Source organism: Syntrophorhabdaceae bacterium, from assembly GCA_036504895.1.
Classification (GTDB): domain Bacteria; phylum Desulfobacterota; class Syntrophorhabdia; order Syntrophorhabdales; family Syntrophorhabdaceae; genus PNOM01.
In genome coordinates, this window is record DASXUJ010000103.1 from 1 (window position 1) to 18,380 (window position 18,380).

Consider the following 18,380-nt stretch of genomic DNA (forward strand, 5'->3'; position numbering starts at 1 on the left):
CCATGGGGTACGATCCGATCTGGGCCTGCATCATGGTCTCCCTCACCGTCTGTGTGGGATCGGTTATCCCGCCGGTGGCCATGTGCGTCTTTGTGGTACGGAATATCACCAAGGTGCCGATGAGCATAATTTATGCGGGTGTATACCCCTTCCTCATCGCACTCATTATCTGTATCTTGTTGTTCTTCGCCTTCCCGGACCTCATTCTCTATCTGCCAAGCGTATTCATGAAATAGTTTCGGACCGAAATATAGACCGGATCAAAAAGATCCCGCCACTGATGCAAGGGGCGGGATCTTTTTGATCCAATTGTTTCCTATTGCTACACCTGTGCCGCATGCAGCGGTACAACCCCGATAATAACTGCAGATTTACATAGACCCCATGACCCCCTTTCTCTGCGGGCGATTCCCGCCTGCGCGGGTTCCATACGCGGTCGAAGTCTTCCTTGCCGGCGAGCGCCCATGGTCCGGCATCACCTTTGCAAGTCAGGATAGGTTATCCGTATTTTAGACCAATCGATTAATTACTTGGTTTACAAAAACAAATTTGTTATGCTTTGTTGCAAGGCACACTAATTTTACTCAAAGGGGGTATTATGAAACGTATCAGTACAGTTGCGCTCTTGGCCTTTGCAGTAAGTTGTTTGTTCGTGACAGTCGCTTCAGCTCAGGACAAAGCCGTGTCGCTCCGGTTCTCCGCTTTCCATCCTCCCACACACAAACTGGCGGTCATCACGGCCGACTGGTGTAAAGAGGTAGAGAAGAGAACCAACGGCAAAGTGAAAGTCCGCCATTATGCAGGGGCCACTCTTACCCCTCCCGCCCAGACCTATGACAGCGTCGTCCAGGGCGTCGTAGACGTAGGCAACATCGTCCTCGGTTATACCATGGGCAAGTTCCCCCTGACCGAGGTCCTTGACTACCCGATGGGATATCATGCCGACTCGGTATCGACGAGACTGGCGAACGCCTATTTTCAGAAGTTCAAACCGAAAGAATTTGACGAAGTGAAGGTCATGTACTTTCACGCCCAGAGCCCCGGCATCCTCCATGCACGTAAACCGGTCAACAAGCTCGAAGACCTGAAGGGTATGAAGATGAGGACCTTCGGCTCCAACGCACGCTTCATGTCACTCCTCGGCGGTACGCCCGTTGCCATGCCTATGGGCGATGCCTATGACGCCATCTCCAAGGGTGTCGCCGACGGCCTGCTCTGCGCCTATGAAGCCCTCGAAGGCTGGAAGTTGGGCGAAGTAATCAAGTATACGACGGAGAACTACGGAACTGCGTATACCGCCGTTTTCCTGGTCGCCATGAACAAGAAGAAATGGGACAGCATTCCTCCCGACAGCCAGAAGATCATCGAGCAGATCAACCAGGAATGGATCGAGAAGCAGATCAAGGTATGGGATGCCATTGACGAGTCCGGCAAGCAGTTCTCCCTCAAGAGAGGCAATAAGATCATAAAGCTCTCCGATGAGGAACAGGCTCGATGGGCTGCGAAGGCTCAGCCCCTCTACGACGAATATTTAAAGAATATGAAGGCGAAGGGACTTCCCGGCGACGAAGTGTTGAAGTTTGCCCGGGATTTCATAAAGAAGAATAACCCTCCCATTAAGTAACCAGCTGAAAATATATTAGACATTACGACAGCCGGGGGGTCTTACTCCCCGGCGTCTCTTTAGGAGGTTTGATGAACGCATATCTTGCACTATTTAAGAGGCTCGTCGGCTGGATGAACGCGCTGGCGGGGGTCGTCCTCTTTTTCATGATGCTCCTTACGGTGGCGGATGTGATCCTGCGCGCGTTCGGCAGTGCGATCCTCGGCACCTATGAGCTGGTGGCCGTCTCGGGAGCGATAGTTGTCGGTTTCGCGGTACCAAAAACGACCTGGGACAAAGGCCATGTCTGCGTGGACTTCCTCGTGGAGAACCGCACGGAACGAGTGAAAAATATTGTATTTTTTATCACCCGCATCATGGGGATTTTACTCTTTTCCCTTCTTGCCGTTTTTTTGCTCAAAAAAGGGATCCATCTTTACAAGACCGGTGAGGTCTCCCTGACCCTCCACATACCTTATTTCCCTGCTGCCTGTGCGCTGGCCTTCTGCTTCTTCATAGAGGTCTTCGCCCTTATCGGAGATGTGTTCAAGATATTTATCGTGGAGAGAGAAAATGGATGAAATAACCGTCGGAATTGTTGGAATTATCGTCTTATTAGGCTTGTTCATGACAGGCATCGAGCTCGCCTTTGCCATGGCGATCATCGGTGTGGTGGGCTATGCGGTCATCGTCGGCCCCGGCCCTGCCATGAATATACTGGCAAATGACTTCTACGATGCCCTCGAATCCTACAGCCTCACCGTAGTCCCCCTCTTCGTCCTGATGGGGCAGATTGCATTTAACGCGGGTATCGCAAAGCGGCTCTACGACAGTGCCCACAGGTTCCTAGGGCATATCCCCGGCGGACTTGCCATGGCAACCGTCGCGGGCGCCACGGTCTTCAAGGCCATCTGCGGCTCCCAGGTTGCCACTTGCGCGACCTTCGCAAGCGTGGCAGTTCCTGAGATGGACCGCTTCAACTACAGTAAGAAACTTTCTACCGGCATCGTGGCTACCGTGGGTACCCTGGGTGTGCTCATCCCCCCGAGTGTCATTCTCATCATCCTCGGGATCGTTACCCAGCAGTCGATCGGCAAGCTCTTCATGGCAGGTATAATCCCCGGACTCATGCTTGCCTTCTTCTTTCTGGTAGTCATTTTCGGATGGGCGAGAATTAATCCGGAGATAGGCCCGGCCAGTGAGACCTACAGCTGGAAAGCACGGATGGAGACCATGCCGGCTATCATCTGGCCCATCGTGATCTTCTGCGTCATGATCGGGGGCCTCATGAAAGGCTTTTTCACTCCTACCGAAGCAGGCAGCATCGGGACTTTCGCGGTTCTCATCCTCTGCCTCGTTAAAAGGGACATCAATTTCGAAGGGGTGAAGCGCTCTATCCTCGAGGCACTGCGTACCTCCTGTATGGTGCTCCTCATCGTCGCCTGCTCAAATGTACTCGGCCATTTCGTTGCCGTCACGAACATACCCGATATCGTAGCCCAGTGGGTGGTGACATTGCCTATTCACCGGCACTTCATCATGGGCATCATCTTTTTTGTCTACCTCATAGGCGGCTCCTTCATCGACGACCTCGCATTCATGATCCTCGCCACGCCCATATTCTTCCCCGCCATTCTTTCCATGGGGTACGATCCGATCTGGGCCTGCATCATGGTCTCCCTCACCGTCTGTGTGGGATCGGTTATCCCGCCGGTGGCCATGTGCGTCTTTGTGGTACGGAATATCACCAAGGTGCCGATGAGCATAATTTATGCCGGGGTATACCCGTTTCTCATAGCCCTGGTGATCTGCATTTTGCTCTTTTTTGCATTTCCCGATCTGATTCTCTATCTGCCGAGCGTGTTCATGAAATAGTACAGAAGCCCTTCTCGGGGGCCGGCGCGTAAAGCGGTCCCCCGAGAAGGGCTTGTTGTTTCCGGATCCTTTCTTCCCATTCCTTGAAACCATTGAAACTCATTAATTGTTCTTGACATCCCAAAATCGTTATTGTACTATTTTGGGTGCAGACAGGTATTCGACGATGCATATTCAACCGCCTTATTGCAGAGCTTTTTTATCCATTCATTGATGTTTCCAAAGGCACATGTGATGTAGTGAAAAGGCGCAACTGCTTCCTCAAAAAACAGATCGGAACCATAAAGGGGAGTTGATGTTTCTCGGAAGAAAGGTCGATCTCAGAAAAGAAATTTCATTCCCCCGGATCGTGGCACGGCAATTGCTTTTATTTTTCAATTCGATAGGAACGGACCAGGGATGCACCGGATAATCCCTATGACCATGGATCAAAGCAACCAGTAAAAATATTTCACTTATCACGGAGAAGGAGGAGATACAGTATGCCGTTATTTACAGAAACCCAGGAACAAAATGATTTTAGGAAGGTGTTCAAGAAATTTGTGGCGAAAGAGGTTACCCCCCATCGCGAAGAATGGGAAAAAGCCGGTGTAGTACCCAGAGAACTCTGGCTGAAGATGGGCAAACAGGGTTTTCTGTGCCCCTGGCTGCCTGAAGAGTATGGTGGTTTGGATCTCGATGTCAGATATTCTCTCCTCATCATCAACGAGGAATTGGCATGGGGCGACGGGTTCCATGTAGGCGTACCCCTGCACAGCGATGTGGCAACCCCTTACCTTTACTCTTACGGCACGGAAGAACTGAAGAAAAGACTGCTCCCCAAGACGACAACGGGAGAAGGCATATGCGCCGTCGGCCTCACCGAGCCCGATGCGGGATCAGATCTCGGCTCGCTGCGCACGAAGGCGGTAAAAGACGGTGATTCTTATATAATCAACGGTCAGAAAACCTTTATCACCAATGGCATGTCATGCGACATCATCATGACGGCCTGTAAAGTGGAGAATAGCATCGGCCAGAAAGGCATCAGCATGATCGTGGTCGAGGGAGACGCAGAGGGCCTTACCCGGCGCAGGCTCGAGAAAATGGGACAGCACGCCCAGGACACTGCCGAGCTCGCCTACACGGATGTGCGCGTTCCCGCATCGAACCTGCTGGGCGAGGAAGGCATGGGCTTTAAGTACATGATGGAGAAGCTGGCGCGCGAGAGACTCGAAGTCTGCGTAAAATGCCAGGCCATGGCGGAATCGGCGTTCAAGGAAGGCCTTGAGTATGCGAAAGTCAGGGAAGCCTTCAAGAAGCCCATCGCTAATTTTCAGCATAATGCATTCAAACTTGCAGAGATGGCCACCGATCTCGAGATCGGCCGGAATTTCCTCGAGACCCTGGTCCGGGAATACAGCAACGGCGACAATATCAATACGAGAGTCTCCATGGCGAAAGCCTTCCTGGGCGAGATGGTCAACCGTATCGCCTATCAGTCGGTTCAGCTCCACGGCGGCTACGGCTACATGGAAGAGTACAAGATCAGCCGCATCTACCGCGATGTCCGGGCCCTCTCGATCCTTGCGGGAACAACCGAGATCATGAAGCTCATCATCGCGAGAAGCCTCGGATTGAATCCTTAATCGAAACTGATATCATGAGAAGGGGCCCGTGTAAATATACGGGCCCCTTCTATTTGAGACTTTCTTAGAGGGGTTAGAATTTTCCCAGCAGCTTTCTTCCGATAAGTATTTTCTCCACTTCCTTGGTCCCTTCGAATATCTCGAAAACCTTTGCATCCCTCCAGTAATGCTCCACGTTATATTCCTTGAGGATACCGTACCCTCCGTGGAGCTGGATCGCCTCGTCGGAGATCTTGACTGCAAGCTCGCAGGTATACCATTTGGCCATGGCAATGAGAGAGGGGTCTACGTTCCCCTCGTCCAGGTCACGGGCGGCCCGATAGAGGAGGCTCCTGCCCGCCTCGAGGAGGGTTGCCATATCGGCGATCTTGGTCTGCACCGTGGGCAATGCGGCGAGAGGCGCGCCGAATTGTTTCCTCTTCTTTACATGGGCGATGGCCTTGTCAAGGGCGCCCTGGGCTGTGCCTATGGCGATGCCCCCAATGTCGATTCGGGCACGGTTGAAGAAATCCATCAGTATATAGAAGCCCCTGCCTTCCGGTCCGAGAAGGTTTTCCTTGGGTATCCTCAGGTTCTTGAACGCTACTTCACAGGTATCGGAACACCTGATGGAGAGCTTCCCGTGGAGCTTATTCGCCTCATATCCGGGCCTGTTGGTTTCCACGATGAAAGTGCTCAAGCGATTATGCTTCCTGGGATTACCGGGGTCTGTGACGGCGAGAACCACGAGGAAATCGCCGAGGCTCCCATTCGTGATGAACATCTTGTTGCCGTTCAATACATATTCATCGCCATCTTTTATCGCGGTCGTGGCGATGGACGCCACATCGCTTCCCACATCCGGCTCCGTGGAAGCCATACCCGCCCTCCATTCCCCGCTTACGACTTTGGGGAGGTACTTCTGTTTCTGTTCTTCCGTTCCCACAGCCAGTATCATCTGGGTACCGAAGTAAGTGGCGATTAGGGTCTGGCCTATCCCCCCGTCCACCCTGCCGAATTCTTCTATAATCAGTGCCTGGTCCAGCTGCCCGAGGCCGGCCCCACCATATTTTTCGTCAATAAAGACCCCGAGAAAGCCGAGTTCCGCCGCCTTTTTCCATAGCCTGTCGTCGAACCGCTCCTCCTCATCCAGCACCCTGGCGATATCGGTGAACTCTTTCTCTGCAAACTCCCTTGCCGCCATCTTGATGTCCCGCTGTTCGTGAGTAAGTTCCATTCAGTTCTCCTTTCTCGATTTTTACTCTCCCGTGGGATACGTTAAACCTCTATTCTTCGGAACGATTTCTTTCAAATAAGTGATTTCCAGGAAAAATCGGTCTGAGTTCATCTCACCTGTTCGTGTTTGTCTGTTACTCGCCCAGCAAATTCAGTGCCAGGAGAAAGGATGCCTGATAATCGGACAATTTAGCCTGCGAGGCTGGATTCGATTTTTGTCCATTGTGTATAAATAATTTACTATTGTATACAAAGTAGTCTCTTTTATGAACCATCCCGATCCGCCTTAGGGGGAAAACACGTGTTATTGTGCGAAAATAGCCTCATGGCATTCATGTTGCAATGGACCTGGGAAAGCAGAAAAACGGTTCATCGGAGGTCGCCATAATGGGTGAGCAGCAGACCAGCAGGCTCCTTACCTGTATCCAATGCGGGAAGTGCACGGGGAGCTGTCCGGAATCGGGAAGGACTCCCTTCAATATAAGGATGCTCGTCAGGCGGAGGCAGTTCAAGCAGGGAATAGAAGAGTCGATCCCGTGGTACTGCACCTCCTGCGGCGCCTGCACATTGCGGTGCCCCCGCGACGTTAAACCCTCCGAAATCATTATCGATGTGAGATCACAGCTCGTGGAAGACGGGCAGATACCTGTGTCGATTCAGAAGGCCCTTGAGAATACCTTTGTCCAGAAGAACCCGTGGGGCCGCTCCAGGGCGAAGAGGGGCGCGTGGGCCGACAAGCTCGATATGGATATCCCTCACGTACGCGATACGGCATCAAAAAGGCTCCTTTTCACCTGCTGCATCCAGGCCTATGACCCCCGGTGCATGGTAATCCCTTCCAATGTGGCGAAGATATTGCGAATGGGCGGAGTGGAGTTCGGCATCCTCGGGGAAGAGGAAGCCTGTTGCGGCAATGAGATCCGCAGGATCGGCGAGTCGGGCCTTTTCGAGGAGCTGCGGGAAGAGAATAAGGCGGTCTTCGAGGAATACGGGGTAAAGGAGATCATTGCCCTGTCGCCCCATTGTATGAATGGCCTCAAGAAAGAGTACGGCGAGCTCGGTATCACCGTCTCCCATTATACGGAGCTTGTGGCCCCTTTGATCGAGGAGGGCTTGATTACCATCAATACCCCTTTCGAAAAAAAGGTGATCTATCACGATCCCTGTTTTTTGGGTAAGCAAAACGGCATTTTCGACGCGCCCAGGAAGATCCTGAAATCGATACCGGGCCTCGAGCTTCTTGAATTCTCCCGCTCGCGAGAGACTTCCCTTTGCTGCGAAGGCGGAGGAGGGAGAATGTTTTACGAAACCGAGACGACCTCCCCGCGAAACAGTGAGATACGGGTGACCGAGGCGTTAATGAGAGGGGCGGAGGTAATCGCCACAAGCTGCCCCTTTTGCGTGATGACCCTGGAGGACCCGGCCACGGAGAAAGGGCTTATCGTCAGGGAAATATCCGAGATACTCATGGAGGGAATATGAACTTACTGGTCTTTACCAAAAGAGTTCCCGCAACCCAGGAAGAGGAAGTGCGCATCATCGATGACGGGAAGGGGATTGATCTTGCCAAAATCCCTTTCAAGGTGAATGATTGGGACAATTACTCGGTGGAGGAGGCGGTACGCATCGCGGAGAAGACTGAGGGCACGGTAACCGCCATCTCCATGGGGGACCGGGAATCGGATGAGGTGCTGCGGAGAGCCATTGCCATGGGAGCCCACAACGGCTCTCTCCTTCAACTCACGGAACCGCTTCACGACCCTTCTCAGAGGGCTGCCATTGCCTGTAATTTCATAAAGAAAGAAAATATCCCCTTTGATCTGATATTTACGGGCGTCCAGTCGGAAGACGACCAGTTCGCCGCCATGGGAGGGATCCTCGCGGCAAAGCTCGACCTCCCTTACGTTTCCATGGTGATTGGCATCGATGAGATCGAAAAAGAGTACGTCATCGTGCGAAGGGAGCTTGAAGGGGGGCTCCAGGAGAAGATAAGGGTCTCCCTTCCCGCAATACTTGCTATACAGAGCGGGATCAATGAACCCCGGTACGTATCGATCATGGGGGTGAGAAAAGCATCCAAGGTCGAGCGCAAGGTCTATGAGGCTGAAGTATATAATGACGCCCCCAGGCTTATCGAAGTGGAGAGATGGGTCTATCCGCCGAAAAAAGGAGGGGCCCGGATGCTCGCGGGAGAGCTCGATGCGGTATGCAAAGACCTTCTCGGGATCTTAAAAGAAAAGGGGGTATACCAATGAGCTACGCGCTGATCGTCGCCGAAGTGCGAAAAGGCATTTTCGAAGAGAGGAACCTCGACTCAGCGGGCTTTGCCTCCCTTCTCCAAAAAGAAACGGTGCTCCTTATCCCGGAAGGCCCCTATGAGATCCCCCCCATTACGGAGCGCGTGCTCAAAGTCCCGGTGGAAGAGGCAACTTTCCTGAACCCTCTTTTTATGTCCACCCTCATACAAAAAGTAACGGAACTGAAGGGAAAGCCGGACGCGGTGATTTTCACCTCATCTTCCTCGGGCACGGAGCTTGCCTCGTATAGTGCAGGGAAACTCGGCCTCCCTCTTATCACCGATTTATCTGCCTACGACAAAGAGCGGGCCGTCTTCTTCAAAAGCTATTATTCGGACAAGATCTTCGGAGAATTCAAAGTGAAAGGAGAAGGACAATTCATAGCGACCGTGCGGAGCGGGAGCTTCAAGGAGTTCGCGGTCACGAAAATACCCGCCACGGAGGCCATGGAGGCTGTGGCCGCAGGAGGCGAGCGGACGTTCCTCGGTTATGTGGAAGAGGAGAAGGGCGAGATCGACATCACGAAGGCTGAATTCCTCCTTTCCGTGGGAAGGGGCATAGGAAGCAAGGACGAGATCGCCGATTATGAAGAGCTCGCCGGGATTCTCAGGGCAGTGCTCTCCGGCTCGCGCCCTGTCATCGACAAGATGTGGCTTCCCAAGGTCCGGCAGGTGGGCACCTCGGGCAAGACGGTAAAGCCTAAGGTCTATCTCGCCATGGGCATAAGCGGGGCGTTTCAGCACATCGCGGGGATGAAAGATTCGGAGTGCATCATCGCGGTCAATAAAGATCCGGAAGCGCCAATTTTTCAATATGCCCATTTCGGTATTGTGAGCGATGTGCATAAGGTGAGGGATAAACTTAAGGATATCGTCAGGGGATAATGAACGACGAGAAGAGGGTCCTTGTAGTCGGTGGGGGTATAGGCGGGATCACCGCCGCCCTGGAGCTCGCCTCGTGCGGGGTGAGGGTCACCATGCTCGAAGAGGGGCCATCCATAGGGGGGAGGATGATTCAGCTCGATAAAACTTTCCCCACCCTCGACTGCTCTACCTGTACCCTGTCGCCCAAAATGGTGGAAGTGGCCCTTCAGAAGAGGATCGAGCTTCTCTCGTGGGCCATGCCCCGGGCCGTAAAAAAGGAGGAAAAAGGCTTTCTCGTGACCATTCATAAGAAGGCCCGGTTTGTAGACACGACGAAATGCAATGCCTGCGGGAGCTGCTCCGTCTTCTGTCCCGTGGTCATGAAGAGTGAATTCAACATGGGGACGGGCTCGAGAAAAGCGGTCTACATTCCCTTTCCCCAGGCCATACCTAATAAGGCCTCCATCGATAAGCGCGAAGACCGGCCCTGCAAAGCTGCCTGCGTCGACGCATGCCCGGTTCATACGAACGTGCTCGGATACGTGAAGCATATCCGGGAGGGGAGGTTCAATGATGCCTATCTCCTCATCAGGGAAACCAACCCCTTTCCCTCCGCATGCGGGAGGGTATGCTACGCACCCTGCGAAAAGGCCTGCAACAGGGGTCAGCTCGATCACCCCGTGGCAATCCGGGACCTCAAGCGCTTTGCCGTCGACCAGTTCGATCCCGCGAACCTTACAATCCCGCAGGTGCAGCGGACGGAGAAAAAGATTGCCGTCGTAGGCGCCGGCCCCGCCGGGCTCGCCTGTGCCCACGATCTTGCCCTCAATGGCCACGATGTAACGGTCTATGAAGCCCTTCCCGAACCGGGGGGCATGATGCGCTATGCCATACCGGAATACAGGCTGCCCAGGAAGGAGCTCGACCGGGAGATAGATTATATCGAGCGACTGGGTGTCACGATCGCGTGCGGCGTGCGGATAGGAGAAGAGATTACCCTTGCCGGCCTCAGGGAGAGATTCGATGCGGTCTTTATCGCCGCGGGTGCGCCGGTGGGTCTCCTCCCCGGGATAGAAGGGGAAAACCTGCTAGGCGTCATAGACGGCCTCCGCTTTCTCAGGTCCGCCCGCAGCTCCGAGGTTCTCGCCCCGGGCAAAGTAACCGCCGTTATAGGCGGCGGCAATACGGCGGTAGACTGCGGGAGGACCGCAAAACGTCTGGGAAGTGAATCAGTTATCGTTATATACCGGAGGACCAGGGATGAAATGCCCGCCGCGGAAGAAGAGATAGAGGCCATGCTGCACGAAGGCATCGCCATAGAGTTTCTCGCTGCTCCAGTGCGTTTCCGTAAAGAGGGCAACAGGCTCGCCATAGAATGCATTCGCATGAAACTGGGCGACCCCGACCAGAGCGGCAGGAGGCGTCCCCAGCCTATGGAAGGATCGGAATTTACCCTTTCTGTGGATGCGGTCATCACCGCCCTCGGTCAGGCCGTGGAGACCTCTTTTGCTTCGGGATTGGCACGCAGCAGGAGCGGGACCATCATCGCGGACCCAACGGGTGCCACAAGCCTGGAAGACGTCTTTGCCGGAGGCGACGTGACCACGGGACCGGCCTACGTGGTGGACGCCATCGCCGCAGGCAAAAAGGCCGCGCGCTCTATAGGGAAGTTTCTTAAGGGCGAAGAGATTATTTCTGAGCCGGAACCGGAACCTCAGGCGCTCCCAGACGACGAGCTTTCCGCTCTGTCGCAAAGATTCGCGAGGGAGGAGAGGCTCGCTATGCCGGAGCTTCCCGTGCCGGAAAGGACTGCGGGATTTGCTGAAGTTACCCTAGGGTTCAGCCCGGGGGAAGCGATTTCTGAAGCTTCCCGTTGTCTCGCGGGCGCGATCGATGGGTGCATCGAATGCGGGGAATGCGCGAAGCGCTGCGATGTTCACGCAATCGATTATGCCATGAAAGATGAGGTCGTGGAGCAATATTTCGACAGCATCGTCCTTGCCCCCGGCTTCGACCTTTACGATCCGACGGAAAAGGGAGAATATGGCTATGGAACATTGCCCGGAGTGGTGACGGGCATAGAGTTCGAGCGCATCTGCTCCGTCACGGGCCCTACTGGGGGCGACATCCTCATCCAGGGAAAGACCCCCAAACGTTTCTTTTTCATCCAATGCGTCGGCTCCAGAGACCGTCAGAGCGGCGCCCGTTTTTGCTCCAGGGTCTGCTGCATGTATACGGCAAAACATGCGAGCATCGTGAAGGACAGGATTCCCGACGCGGAGGTGTACGTTTCTTACATCGATGTGAGGGCTTACGGCAAAAACTATGAGGAATTTTACAAGAGCACCCAGGAGAGCGGCGCCTCCTATATAAGGGGCATTCCGGGAGAGATCTCGAAAACCGCGGAGGGGCTCCTCGTCAGGGTAGAGGATATGCTGAGCGGGGAGCTTCGGGAGATAGAGGTGGACGTCGTGGTGCTGGCCACCGGCGTGAGGCCCCGCAAAGAGACTGAGAAGCTCCTCGACATTATGTCCGTGGAAAAGGATGAATACGGATTCGTCAAAGTAACATCGATCCATCCTTCCCGGACGAACGTGAAAGGCATATTCGCCTGCGGCATGGCCTCGGGTCCGAAAGACGTTCCCGATACCGTGGCCTCCGGCGGTGAAGCAGCGGCACGATGCATGGAGTATATCCACGAGGAGAGGGTCTTTGGAAACTGAAGGAGAAGAACGCAGGTGAGGACGGGGATTTTCATCTGCCACTGCGGGCATAATATCAAACATACGGTAGATGTGAAGAAAGTGAGCCGCTTCTTCAAGGACTTTCCGACCGTGGTCGTCTCCGAGGATTATCCCTTCGTCTGCTCCGAGCCGGGACAGGACATGATCGAAGAAGCCATAAAGAAACATGGCCTCGACCGCGTGCTCATCGCATCGTGCACCCCGTCTCTCCATGGCGAGCTATTCAAAGATCTACTCAAAAAATCGAATCTCAACCCCTTTCTTCTCCGCAGGGTGGGCATACGGGAGCACTGCTCGTGGGTGGGAGATGATCCCGGACCCAATACGGAAAAGGCAATAAAGCTCATCAAGGCAGGACTCTACGCCTCCGCCCATTACGTGCCTCTGGAAGAGAAAAAGGTCGACGTAGTCAAATCTGCGCTCATCATCGGGGGAGGCGTCTCGGGCCTCAGTGCGGCCCTGTTTCTATCGAGGATGGGCATGAAAGTGTACCTCGTGGAAAAGGCAGATCACCTCGGGGGGCACGTGGGGGCGCTTAAGAATATCTGGCCTGCGAGGGAGGATGGGAAATCGGCGGTGATCGATCCGATGGTAAGTGAGCTCGGGATAATGGAAAATGTGGAGATCTTCACGTCTACCACCCTGAGCGCCTTCGAAGGCTTTTTCGGTAATTATCAGGCAACCCTGAATACCCCCGGGGGAGTCAAAACAGTTGTGGCGGGAGGGGTCATCGTGGCGGTCGGTTTTTCACCTTTCGACCCCCGGTTGAAGCCGGAGCTGAACTACGGCAGGGACGACAGGATCATGACCACCCTCGAATTCGAGGAAAGGAAGGAGGGGCTGTCCAAAGACCCGCGGGTCGCCATACTCCACTGCGTGGGCTCGAGGGACGAGCAGGTCAATAAGCCCTATTGCTCCCGGGTATGCTGCATCAATGCATTGCGGGCGGCTAATGCCATAAAAGTCAGGCACCCGGACGCGTATGTGGAGTCCTTTTACATGGATATGCGCGCCCATCCCAAAGGCGGGGAGGAGTTTTTCGAAGAGACCCAGGAACTGGGGGTGCTCTTTACGAGATCCAATATCGGTGAGATCATTCCCTCGTCCGGGGGACTGCTTTTGAGAGGAGAGGATACCCTTTTGGGGGAGACTTTCGAACGGGAATTCGACTATGCCGTACTCTCTACAGGCATGTCGTCCCCGGAGGACAGTAAGCTCATCTCATCCCTCCTCAAGGTAACTCTCGACAAGGACAAGTTTTTCCTCGAGGCCCACATAAAACTGAGGCCCTTCGACACGGCGGTAAAAGGCATCTTTATCGCGGGCACATGCTCGGGCCCCAAGGACATGGAGGAATCGATCAATCACGGCAGGGCATCGGCGCTCAAGCTATTCGGATTTCTGAACCTGGGATACGCCTTTGTCGATCCGTTCATATCGTGGGTCGATCCCAAAAGATGCAGCGGCTGCCGGATGTGCGAGCAAGCCTGTGTGGCCAAAGCAATAAAATATGATGAACAAAAAAGGATCGCCCACGTGGAAGAAGCGGCCTGCATGGGCTGCGGCCTCTGCAACGCCACCTGTCCCTCTTCATCGATCAGTCTGAAGGGGCATATGGACAGTGCGATAGATGACGAAATAGGAGCAATGATTGAGGGGCAGTCGCTAGTAGCTAGTCTCTAGTAGCTAGTTAGAAAGGCAGTCGTTAGTCGTTAGTATATAGTTGTTAGTAGAGAGGCAGTCGATAGTCGTTGGTATATAGTCGTTGGTAGAAAAAAGCACGGGCGAGAGTATAGGTTTTAACTGACGACTAACGACTATACCAACGACCGGTTCTTCAAGGAGGCATAATGACGGAAGAGAAAGAGAAGAATCCTGAGATCGTGGGTTTTGCCTGCTCTTTTTGCACTTTTAAGGCTTCGGAGATGGCGGGGAGCCTTCGTATGAAGTATCCCGATGGAATAAAGCTCATCCAGGTGCCCTGTTCGAGCAGGGTCGATCCTGCTTTTGTGATCAAGGCCATATTGGACGGCGCGGATGGCGCCTTTGTGGCGGGTTGTCATCCGGGCGACTGCCATTTTATTAAAGGGAACTACTTTACACGGAGGAAAATAGCCGCCCTGAAAGAGATGTTCGATGCTTTCTCTATGAAAGATAAGCTCCGCCTCTTCTGGGTAAGCGCCGCGGAAGCGAGGCGATTCGTAGAAAAGGTAACTGCCATGTATGGGGACATAAAGGAAAAGAAAAATGCTGGGTAAAATGATCGGCAAGGTCGCCCTGGAACGGACCCTCGGCAAATTCCTGGAGGATGACTCCCATCTGGTCCTGGGATTCGAAGAGAAGGGGAAGGAAGTGGGCCATCGGATCTTCAAGAATGATCTCAAGGGCTTCACTCTTGTAAACCCATTCTTCTCCGCAAACGGCGCACTCTACCTGCGCCGCCTCTTCTCCAAGGGGGCGGAGATTATCCTCATGCTGAGGCCTTGTGAAATCCGGGCATACCATGAACTGGTCAAGCTGAACCAGATCGAAGCGGAAAAGATCGTCGCCGTCTCCATCGACTGTGCGGGCGCCTCCTCTTTAAAAGATCCTGGAAAGCCCCGTACCGCGTGCCAATCATGCAGGGAAAAACGGGGAGTTATCGGCGACGCAGGCATAAGGTTCGATGCAAAAGGCGTTCCCTGGCTTCTCCCGTACACCGAAAAGGGTGAGGAGTTTACAAGGCTCATAGAGGGGGAAGCCGAAGAGATACCACCCTTTCCCGACAAGGAAGAGAGGGGGACGGAGAAGTTCTCCACCAATATGGAAGCCTTCTCCGAAGAATTGGCCCATTGCATCATGTGCCGGAACTGTAAGGCTATGTGTCCCGTCTGCTACTGCATCGACTGCGTCTTCAACGGCGACGAGTACCTGCCGAAAGGGGACGCGCTCCTGAACAAGGTGTTCAGGTCCGGCTCCCTTGAGATGCCCCAGGGCAAAGAGCTTTTTCACATGATCCGGATGTTCCATGTGTCCCAGGTATGCGTAGGCTGCGGCGCCTGCGAGGAGGCATGTCCCCAGGGTATCCCCCTCACGAAATATTTCAAAGGCGTTTCCGAAAGGCTCCAGTCCATGTTCTCTTACATGTCGGGGAGAAGCCTCGAAGAGGAGATTCCCTATCTCTCGTTTCAAGAGGATGAATTAAAAGATGCGGAAGATTGACACATACAGGGAACCCATTCCCTTAAGGCGGGTTTAAATGCAGATCGATGCGATCATAGGACTCGCGGGGCATAAGAAAGAAGATCTCTCGGTTTGCATGGGATGCAGGATCTGCGCCTCCGTCTGCACGGTGAACGACCTGGGCAAAGATCCCCATAATGCCGACATCATGGTGAACCCCCAGGAGCTTCTCGTCCGCCTCTTTCTCGGTGAGGAAATATCGGCGGATAATCCCCTTGTGCGTTACTGTACGAGCTGCTACCGGTGCACCGATGCCTGTCCGTGGAAGATCAGGATACCCGAGATAGTCCGGGGTTTGCGGGAGTCCCTGGAGATCGCATCTCCCTTCGAAAAAGCCTTCAAAGGATCGGTGAGAATCTGGGGCAGGGTGTACGAGCCTTACGTTTTCTTGATGTCCGTGCCTTTTCTCTTCAAGGAAGGATATATCAAGCATATGATGAAATGGACGGGGTACATGAGCATCCATCTGCCCCATAAAGTGAAAGGCGGGTCATGATGGAATACGGATACTATCCCGGCTGTTCTTTGACGGGCTCTGCCCGTAAGCTCGACAAAGGGGTGAAGCAAGTCCTGAAGCACCTCGGCCATACTTTGAGGGAGATACCCGATTGGAACTGCTGCGGCGCACTGGAATATGGGGATCGAAGCGAGCTCGTCTCTTTTTCGAAACAAAACCTTACGAAAGCCGGGGCCATGAAAGAGATTGTCGCCCCCTGTCCTGCATGCTACAAAAATCTCAAAGAGGCGGACGGGGAAGGGGCTTTCACCATCCTGAACCCTCTCGAGCTCCTAGATAAAGTGGATATAAAGGCTTCCAGAGACTTGAAGGGCATGGTCTTTACCCCTTATTACGGCTGTGTGCTCCTGAGGCCTGAGGGGACGGCGATCAAAAACAGGAACATTATGGAGGAGTTGATCACCTCCTTCGGGGGAGAAGTTGGTGGGGAGAAGATAAAGGATCGCTGCTGCGGAGGGAACCAGTTTTTTGCGAATAAATGGGCGACCGCAAGGCTCTCCACCCTGATTCTCGATCAGTCGAAGGGAACGGTCGTGGTCTTCTGTCCCCTTTGCCATATGGCGCTCCACACTTTCTCGAAAGAGAAGAAGGTAATCTATCTTACGGACCTGATACTTTACGTCATGGGAGAGCAAAAGACGCTATGATACTCATAATCGGCGGCGGCATAAGCGGCATTTCCGCCGCAAAGGTGATTCTTAAAGGGGGCGGCGAGGCGACGATCCTCGAATCTTCTCCGGCGACGGGGGGACTCATGGCTCGTATCGCCAATTGCAGGGTCGGATTTTCCACTTTCTTTGACGAGATAAAAGATAATCCCCGCCTGAGGGTGATCACGGGCCGCGGCATAGACTCCGTGAAGAAAAAAGACGGTTTTTTGGTGACCCTGGACGACGGGGAGACTCTCGAGGCAGAAAAGATAATCATCTCCACAGGCCTCACGCCTTACGATCCCGCCCGATACAAAGGGAAGAGGGTGCTCACGAGCCTCGAATATGACGCCCTTATCGACCAAAGGAATGGCGAGCTGCCTCCTGATTTTGAAAAGATCGCATTTGTGCTCTGCGTGGGCTCCCGCTCGGAGGAATACCCTCTGTGCTCCTCGGTCTGCTGCTCCTATTCGCTTCGGGAAATCAAGTGGACCCTTCAGAGGAGCGCCCCCGAGATCAAGGTGTTCTATAACGACCTCCGCTTTTTCGGACAGGAATTCTATCTGGAGAAATTGTATCGGGACAATGGTGTGGGTTTTGTCCGGGCCAATACAAGGTATTTCGACGAAGACGAAGACGGGGTCACGATACGCTATTATACCGATACCCTCCATGTTGAGCGGTTCAATTATGTGGTCCTTGCCATAGGCTTGCGTCCTAATAAGGAGCTCGTGAGGCTGAGCGGGCTTTTCGGTTTTACCCTCAATGAATATGGATTCGTGAAAGAGGAGACGCCGCTGGCCGCCGATGCCCCGGGCCTTTTTGTCTCCGGAGGGGCACTCGAACCCATGAACATCAAAGATTCCATTCTTACGGGCTTCGGCGCCGCCATACGTGCCTTGGGTAAAGAGGAACATTCGGAGCTGATCTACCGGGAGCCCGAGCCCGAGCTTGTAATACCGGAGGATAAGGATTCCTATCTTTTCTTTATCGGTTCGGGGGAGCCTTCAATGGCTTTTTTCGCCGAATACCTCTCTTCCAGGTTCATCAGGATTGCTGCCGCTCTGATCCGGAAAGGAAAGAAGGTGTATGTGGTCACGAAAAATCTCGTGACCCCGTCCCTTGCGGAATTGGAATATGAAAAGGCGAGACGGGATGGGGTCTTCTTCATCCACTTGGAAGAGGGCGAGCAGATAACCTTCGATGGAGAAAGTATCCATATCTCAGGGAGAAACCTTTCGCTCGAAGCACAGCTTGTAGTGAAATCGGATGATTACGAACCTCTTTTCAGGGACAGGGAATTTCTTTCTCTCTACAGGTCGGAGCCCCAGCTGAGGTGGTCGCCCACCAAATGGGGACGGAAGAGATATCATGCAGGCTTTATCAGACATCCCCGCGAGAAAAGATGGGAGGAGCGGGAAGTTTACGGCGCCCTCGGTGAAATGCTCCTTGACCGGGAGGAGGAGCGGGTATTGCCCGCGGTCAACGAGGAGCGCTGCTCCGGTTGCGGCTCGTGCAAAGATGCATGTCCCCATAGTGCGATCGAGATCCGTATCGAAGAGAAAAGTATCGCGGTCTTCGGCCCCCGTACCGTCTCCAGGGTGCCTGTCGCCCACGTGAAAGAGGACACCTGTGTGGGATGCGGCCTCTGCGCATCCACGTGCCCGTCGGATGTAATAAGCTATCCCGAAGCGAGCTGAGGAAAGGGGGCCAGGGGGGTTGCAGGGGACGACAACACTCTGATGCCTTAAATGTAAAGTTGTTGA

Annotated in this window: 16 protein-coding genes; 15 read left to right on the top strand and 1 reads right to left on the bottom strand. The window is 53.8% G+C overall.

Annotated elements, in window-relative coordinates:
- The 5 genes from VGJ94_14645 to VGJ94_14665 all read left to right on the top strand — a co-directional run.
- The coding region (locus VGJ94_14645; GenBank protein ID HEY3277853.1) for a TRAP transporter large permease subunit at window positions 1-236 on the top strand (236 nt) is incomplete at its 5' end.
- Between the two features lie 362 nt (window positions 237-598).
- Complete coding sequence (locus tag VGJ94_14650) at window positions 599-1,624, top strand: TRAP transporter substrate-binding protein (protein ID HEY3277854.1); 1,026 nt, start codon at window positions 599-601, stop codon at window positions 1,622-1,624.
- Between the two features lie 71 nt (window positions 1,625-1,695).
- The gene (locus VGJ94_14655; GenBank protein HEY3277855.1) at window positions 1,696-2,184 is read left to right on the top strand and encodes a TRAP transporter small permease subunit; all 489 of its coding nucleotides are present in this window, start codon (window positions 1,696-1,698) and stop codon (window positions 2,182-2,184) included.
- Complete coding sequence (locus VGJ94_14660; protein ID HEY3277856.1) at window positions 2,177-3,478, top strand: TRAP transporter large permease; 1,302 nt, start codon at window positions 2,177-2,179, stop codon at window positions 3,476-3,478. Before VGJ94_14655 ends, VGJ94_14660 begins: the two co-directional genes overlap by 8 nt.
- A 482-nt stretch (window positions 3,479-3,960) precedes the next feature.
- Complete coding sequence (locus VGJ94_14665) at window positions 3,961-5,106, top strand: acyl-CoA dehydrogenase family protein (protein ID HEY3277857.1); 1,146 nt, start codon at window positions 3,961-3,963, stop codon at window positions 5,104-5,106.
- Window positions 5,107-5,179: 73 nt separating this feature from the next.
- On the opposite strand, the gene VGJ94_14670 is transcribed toward VGJ94_14665, so the two are convergent.
- Window positions 5,180-6,322 carry an acyl-CoA dehydrogenase family protein gene (locus VGJ94_14670; protein HEY3277858.1) on the bottom strand — a complete coding sequence of 381 codons (1,143 nt, stop codon included), beginning with the start codon at window positions 6,320-6,322 and terminating at the stop codon, window positions 5,180-5,182.
- 386 nt (window positions 6,323-6,708) lie between these two features.
- On the opposite strand from VGJ94_14670, the gene VGJ94_14675 reads away from it, so the two are divergent.
- From VGJ94_14675 to VGJ94_14720, 10 genes are all read left to right on the top strand, one after another.
- Window positions 6,709-7,803 (top strand): (Fe-S)-binding protein, encoded by a 1,095-nt coding sequence (locus VGJ94_14675; protein HEY3277859.1) that lies wholly within the window; start codon window positions 6,709-6,711, stop codon window positions 7,801-7,803.
- Window positions 7,800-8,576, top strand: coding sequence for an electron transfer flavoprotein subunit beta/FixA family protein (locus VGJ94_14680; protein ID HEY3277860.1), 777 nt, complete (start codon window positions 7,800-7,802; stop codon window positions 8,574-8,576). Before VGJ94_14675 ends, VGJ94_14680 begins: the two co-directional genes overlap by 4 nt.
- Window positions 8,573-9,502 carry an electron transfer flavoprotein subunit alpha/FixB family protein gene (locus tag VGJ94_14685; protein HEY3277861.1) on the top strand — a complete coding sequence of 310 codons (930 nt, stop codon included), beginning with the start codon at window positions 8,573-8,575 and terminating at the stop codon, window positions 9,500-9,502. The genes VGJ94_14680 and VGJ94_14685 overlap by 4 nt, the downstream gene beginning before the upstream one ends.
- The gene (locus tag VGJ94_14690; GenBank protein HEY3277862.1) at window positions 9,502-12,204 is read left to right on the top strand and encodes an FAD-dependent oxidoreductase; all 2,703 of its coding nucleotides are present in this window, start codon (window positions 9,502-9,504) and stop codon (window positions 12,202-12,204) included. Before VGJ94_14685 ends, VGJ94_14690 begins: the two co-directional genes overlap by 1 nt.
- 15 nt (window positions 12,205-12,219) lie before the next feature.
- Window positions 12,220-13,908 (top strand): CoB--CoM heterodisulfide reductase iron-sulfur subunit A family protein, encoded by a 1,689-nt coding sequence (locus VGJ94_14695; GenBank protein HEY3277863.1) that lies wholly within the window; start codon window positions 12,220-12,222, stop codon window positions 13,906-13,908.
- Window positions 13,909-14,075: 167 nt separating this feature from the next.
- Complete coding sequence (locus tag VGJ94_14700) at window positions 14,076-14,483, top strand: hydrogenase iron-sulfur subunit (GenBank protein HEY3277864.1); 408 nt, start codon at window positions 14,076-14,078, stop codon at window positions 14,481-14,483.
- A complete protein-coding gene (locus VGJ94_14705) occupies window positions 14,473-15,426 on the top strand; it encodes a 4Fe-4S dicluster domain-containing protein (GenBank protein HEY3277865.1) in 954 nt (317 codons plus the stop codon). The genes VGJ94_14700 and VGJ94_14705 overlap by 11 nt, the downstream gene beginning before the upstream one ends.
- Before the next feature lie 37 nt (window positions 15,427-15,463).
- Window positions 15,464-15,943: a 4Fe-4S dicluster domain-containing protein gene (locus VGJ94_14710; GenBank protein ID HEY3277866.1), complete on the top strand. Its 480-nt coding sequence runs from the start codon at window positions 15,464-15,466 to the stop codon at window positions 15,941-15,943.
- Window positions 15,940-16,611, top strand: a complete 672-nt coding sequence (locus tag VGJ94_14715; protein ID HEY3277867.1) for a heterodisulfide reductase-related iron-sulfur binding cluster — start codon at window positions 15,940-15,942, stop codon at window positions 16,609-16,611. The genes VGJ94_14710 and VGJ94_14715 overlap by 4 nt, the downstream gene beginning before the upstream one ends.
- A complete protein-coding gene (locus VGJ94_14720; GenBank protein ID HEY3277868.1) occupies window positions 16,608-18,314 on the top strand; it encodes a 4Fe-4S binding protein in 1,707 nt (568 codons plus the stop codon). The genes VGJ94_14715 and VGJ94_14720 overlap by 4 nt, the downstream gene beginning before the upstream one ends.
- Window positions 18,315-18,380 lie beyond the last annotated feature (66 nt).

Coding starts and splice junctions, on each gene's coding strand:
- VGJ94_14650 (HEY3277854.1), top strand. CDS start 599: ATGAAACGTATCAGTACAGTTGCGCTCTTGGCCTTTGCAGTAAGTTGT.
- VGJ94_14655 (HEY3277855.1), top strand. CDS start 1,696: ATGAACGCATATCTTGCACTATTTAAGAGGCTCGTCGGCTGGATGAAC.
- VGJ94_14660 (HEY3277856.1), top strand. CDS start 2,177: ATGGATGAAATAACCGTCGGAATTGTTGGAATTATCGTCTTATTAGGC.
- VGJ94_14665 (HEY3277857.1), top strand. CDS start 3,961: ATGCCGTTATTTACAGAAACCCAGGAACAAAATGATTTTAGGAAGGTG.
- VGJ94_14670 (HEY3277858.1), bottom strand. CDS start 6,322: ATGGAACTTACTCACGAACAGCGGGACATCAAGATGGCGGCAAGGGAG.
- VGJ94_14675 (HEY3277859.1), top strand. CDS start 6,709: ATGGGTGAGCAGCAGACCAGCAGGCTCCTTACCTGTATCCAATGCGGG.
- VGJ94_14680 (HEY3277860.1), top strand. CDS start 7,800: ATGAACTTACTGGTCTTTACCAAAAGAGTTCCCGCAACCCAGGAAGAG.
- VGJ94_14685 (HEY3277861.1), top strand. CDS start 8,573: ATGAGCTACGCGCTGATCGTCGCCGAAGTGCGAAAAGGCATTTTCGAA.
- VGJ94_14690 (HEY3277862.1), top strand. CDS start 9,502: ATGAACGACGAGAAGAGGGTCCTTGTAGTCGGTGGGGGTATAGGCGGG.
- VGJ94_14700 (HEY3277864.1), top strand. CDS start 14,076: ATGACGGAAGAGAAAGAGAAGAATCCTGAGATCGTGGGTTTTGCCTGC.
- VGJ94_14705 (HEY3277865.1), top strand. CDS start 14,473: ATGCTGGGTAAAATGATCGGCAAGGTCGCCCTGGAACGGACCCTCGGC.
- VGJ94_14710 (HEY3277866.1), top strand. CDS start 15,464: ATGCAGATCGATGCGATCATAGGACTCGCGGGGCATAAGAAAGAAGAT.
- VGJ94_14715 (HEY3277867.1), top strand. CDS start 15,940: ATGATGGAATACGGATACTATCCCGGCTGTTCTTTGACGGGCTCTGCC.
- VGJ94_14720 (HEY3277868.1), top strand. CDS start 16,608: ATGATACTCATAATCGGCGGCGGCATAAGCGGCATTTCCGCCGCAAAG.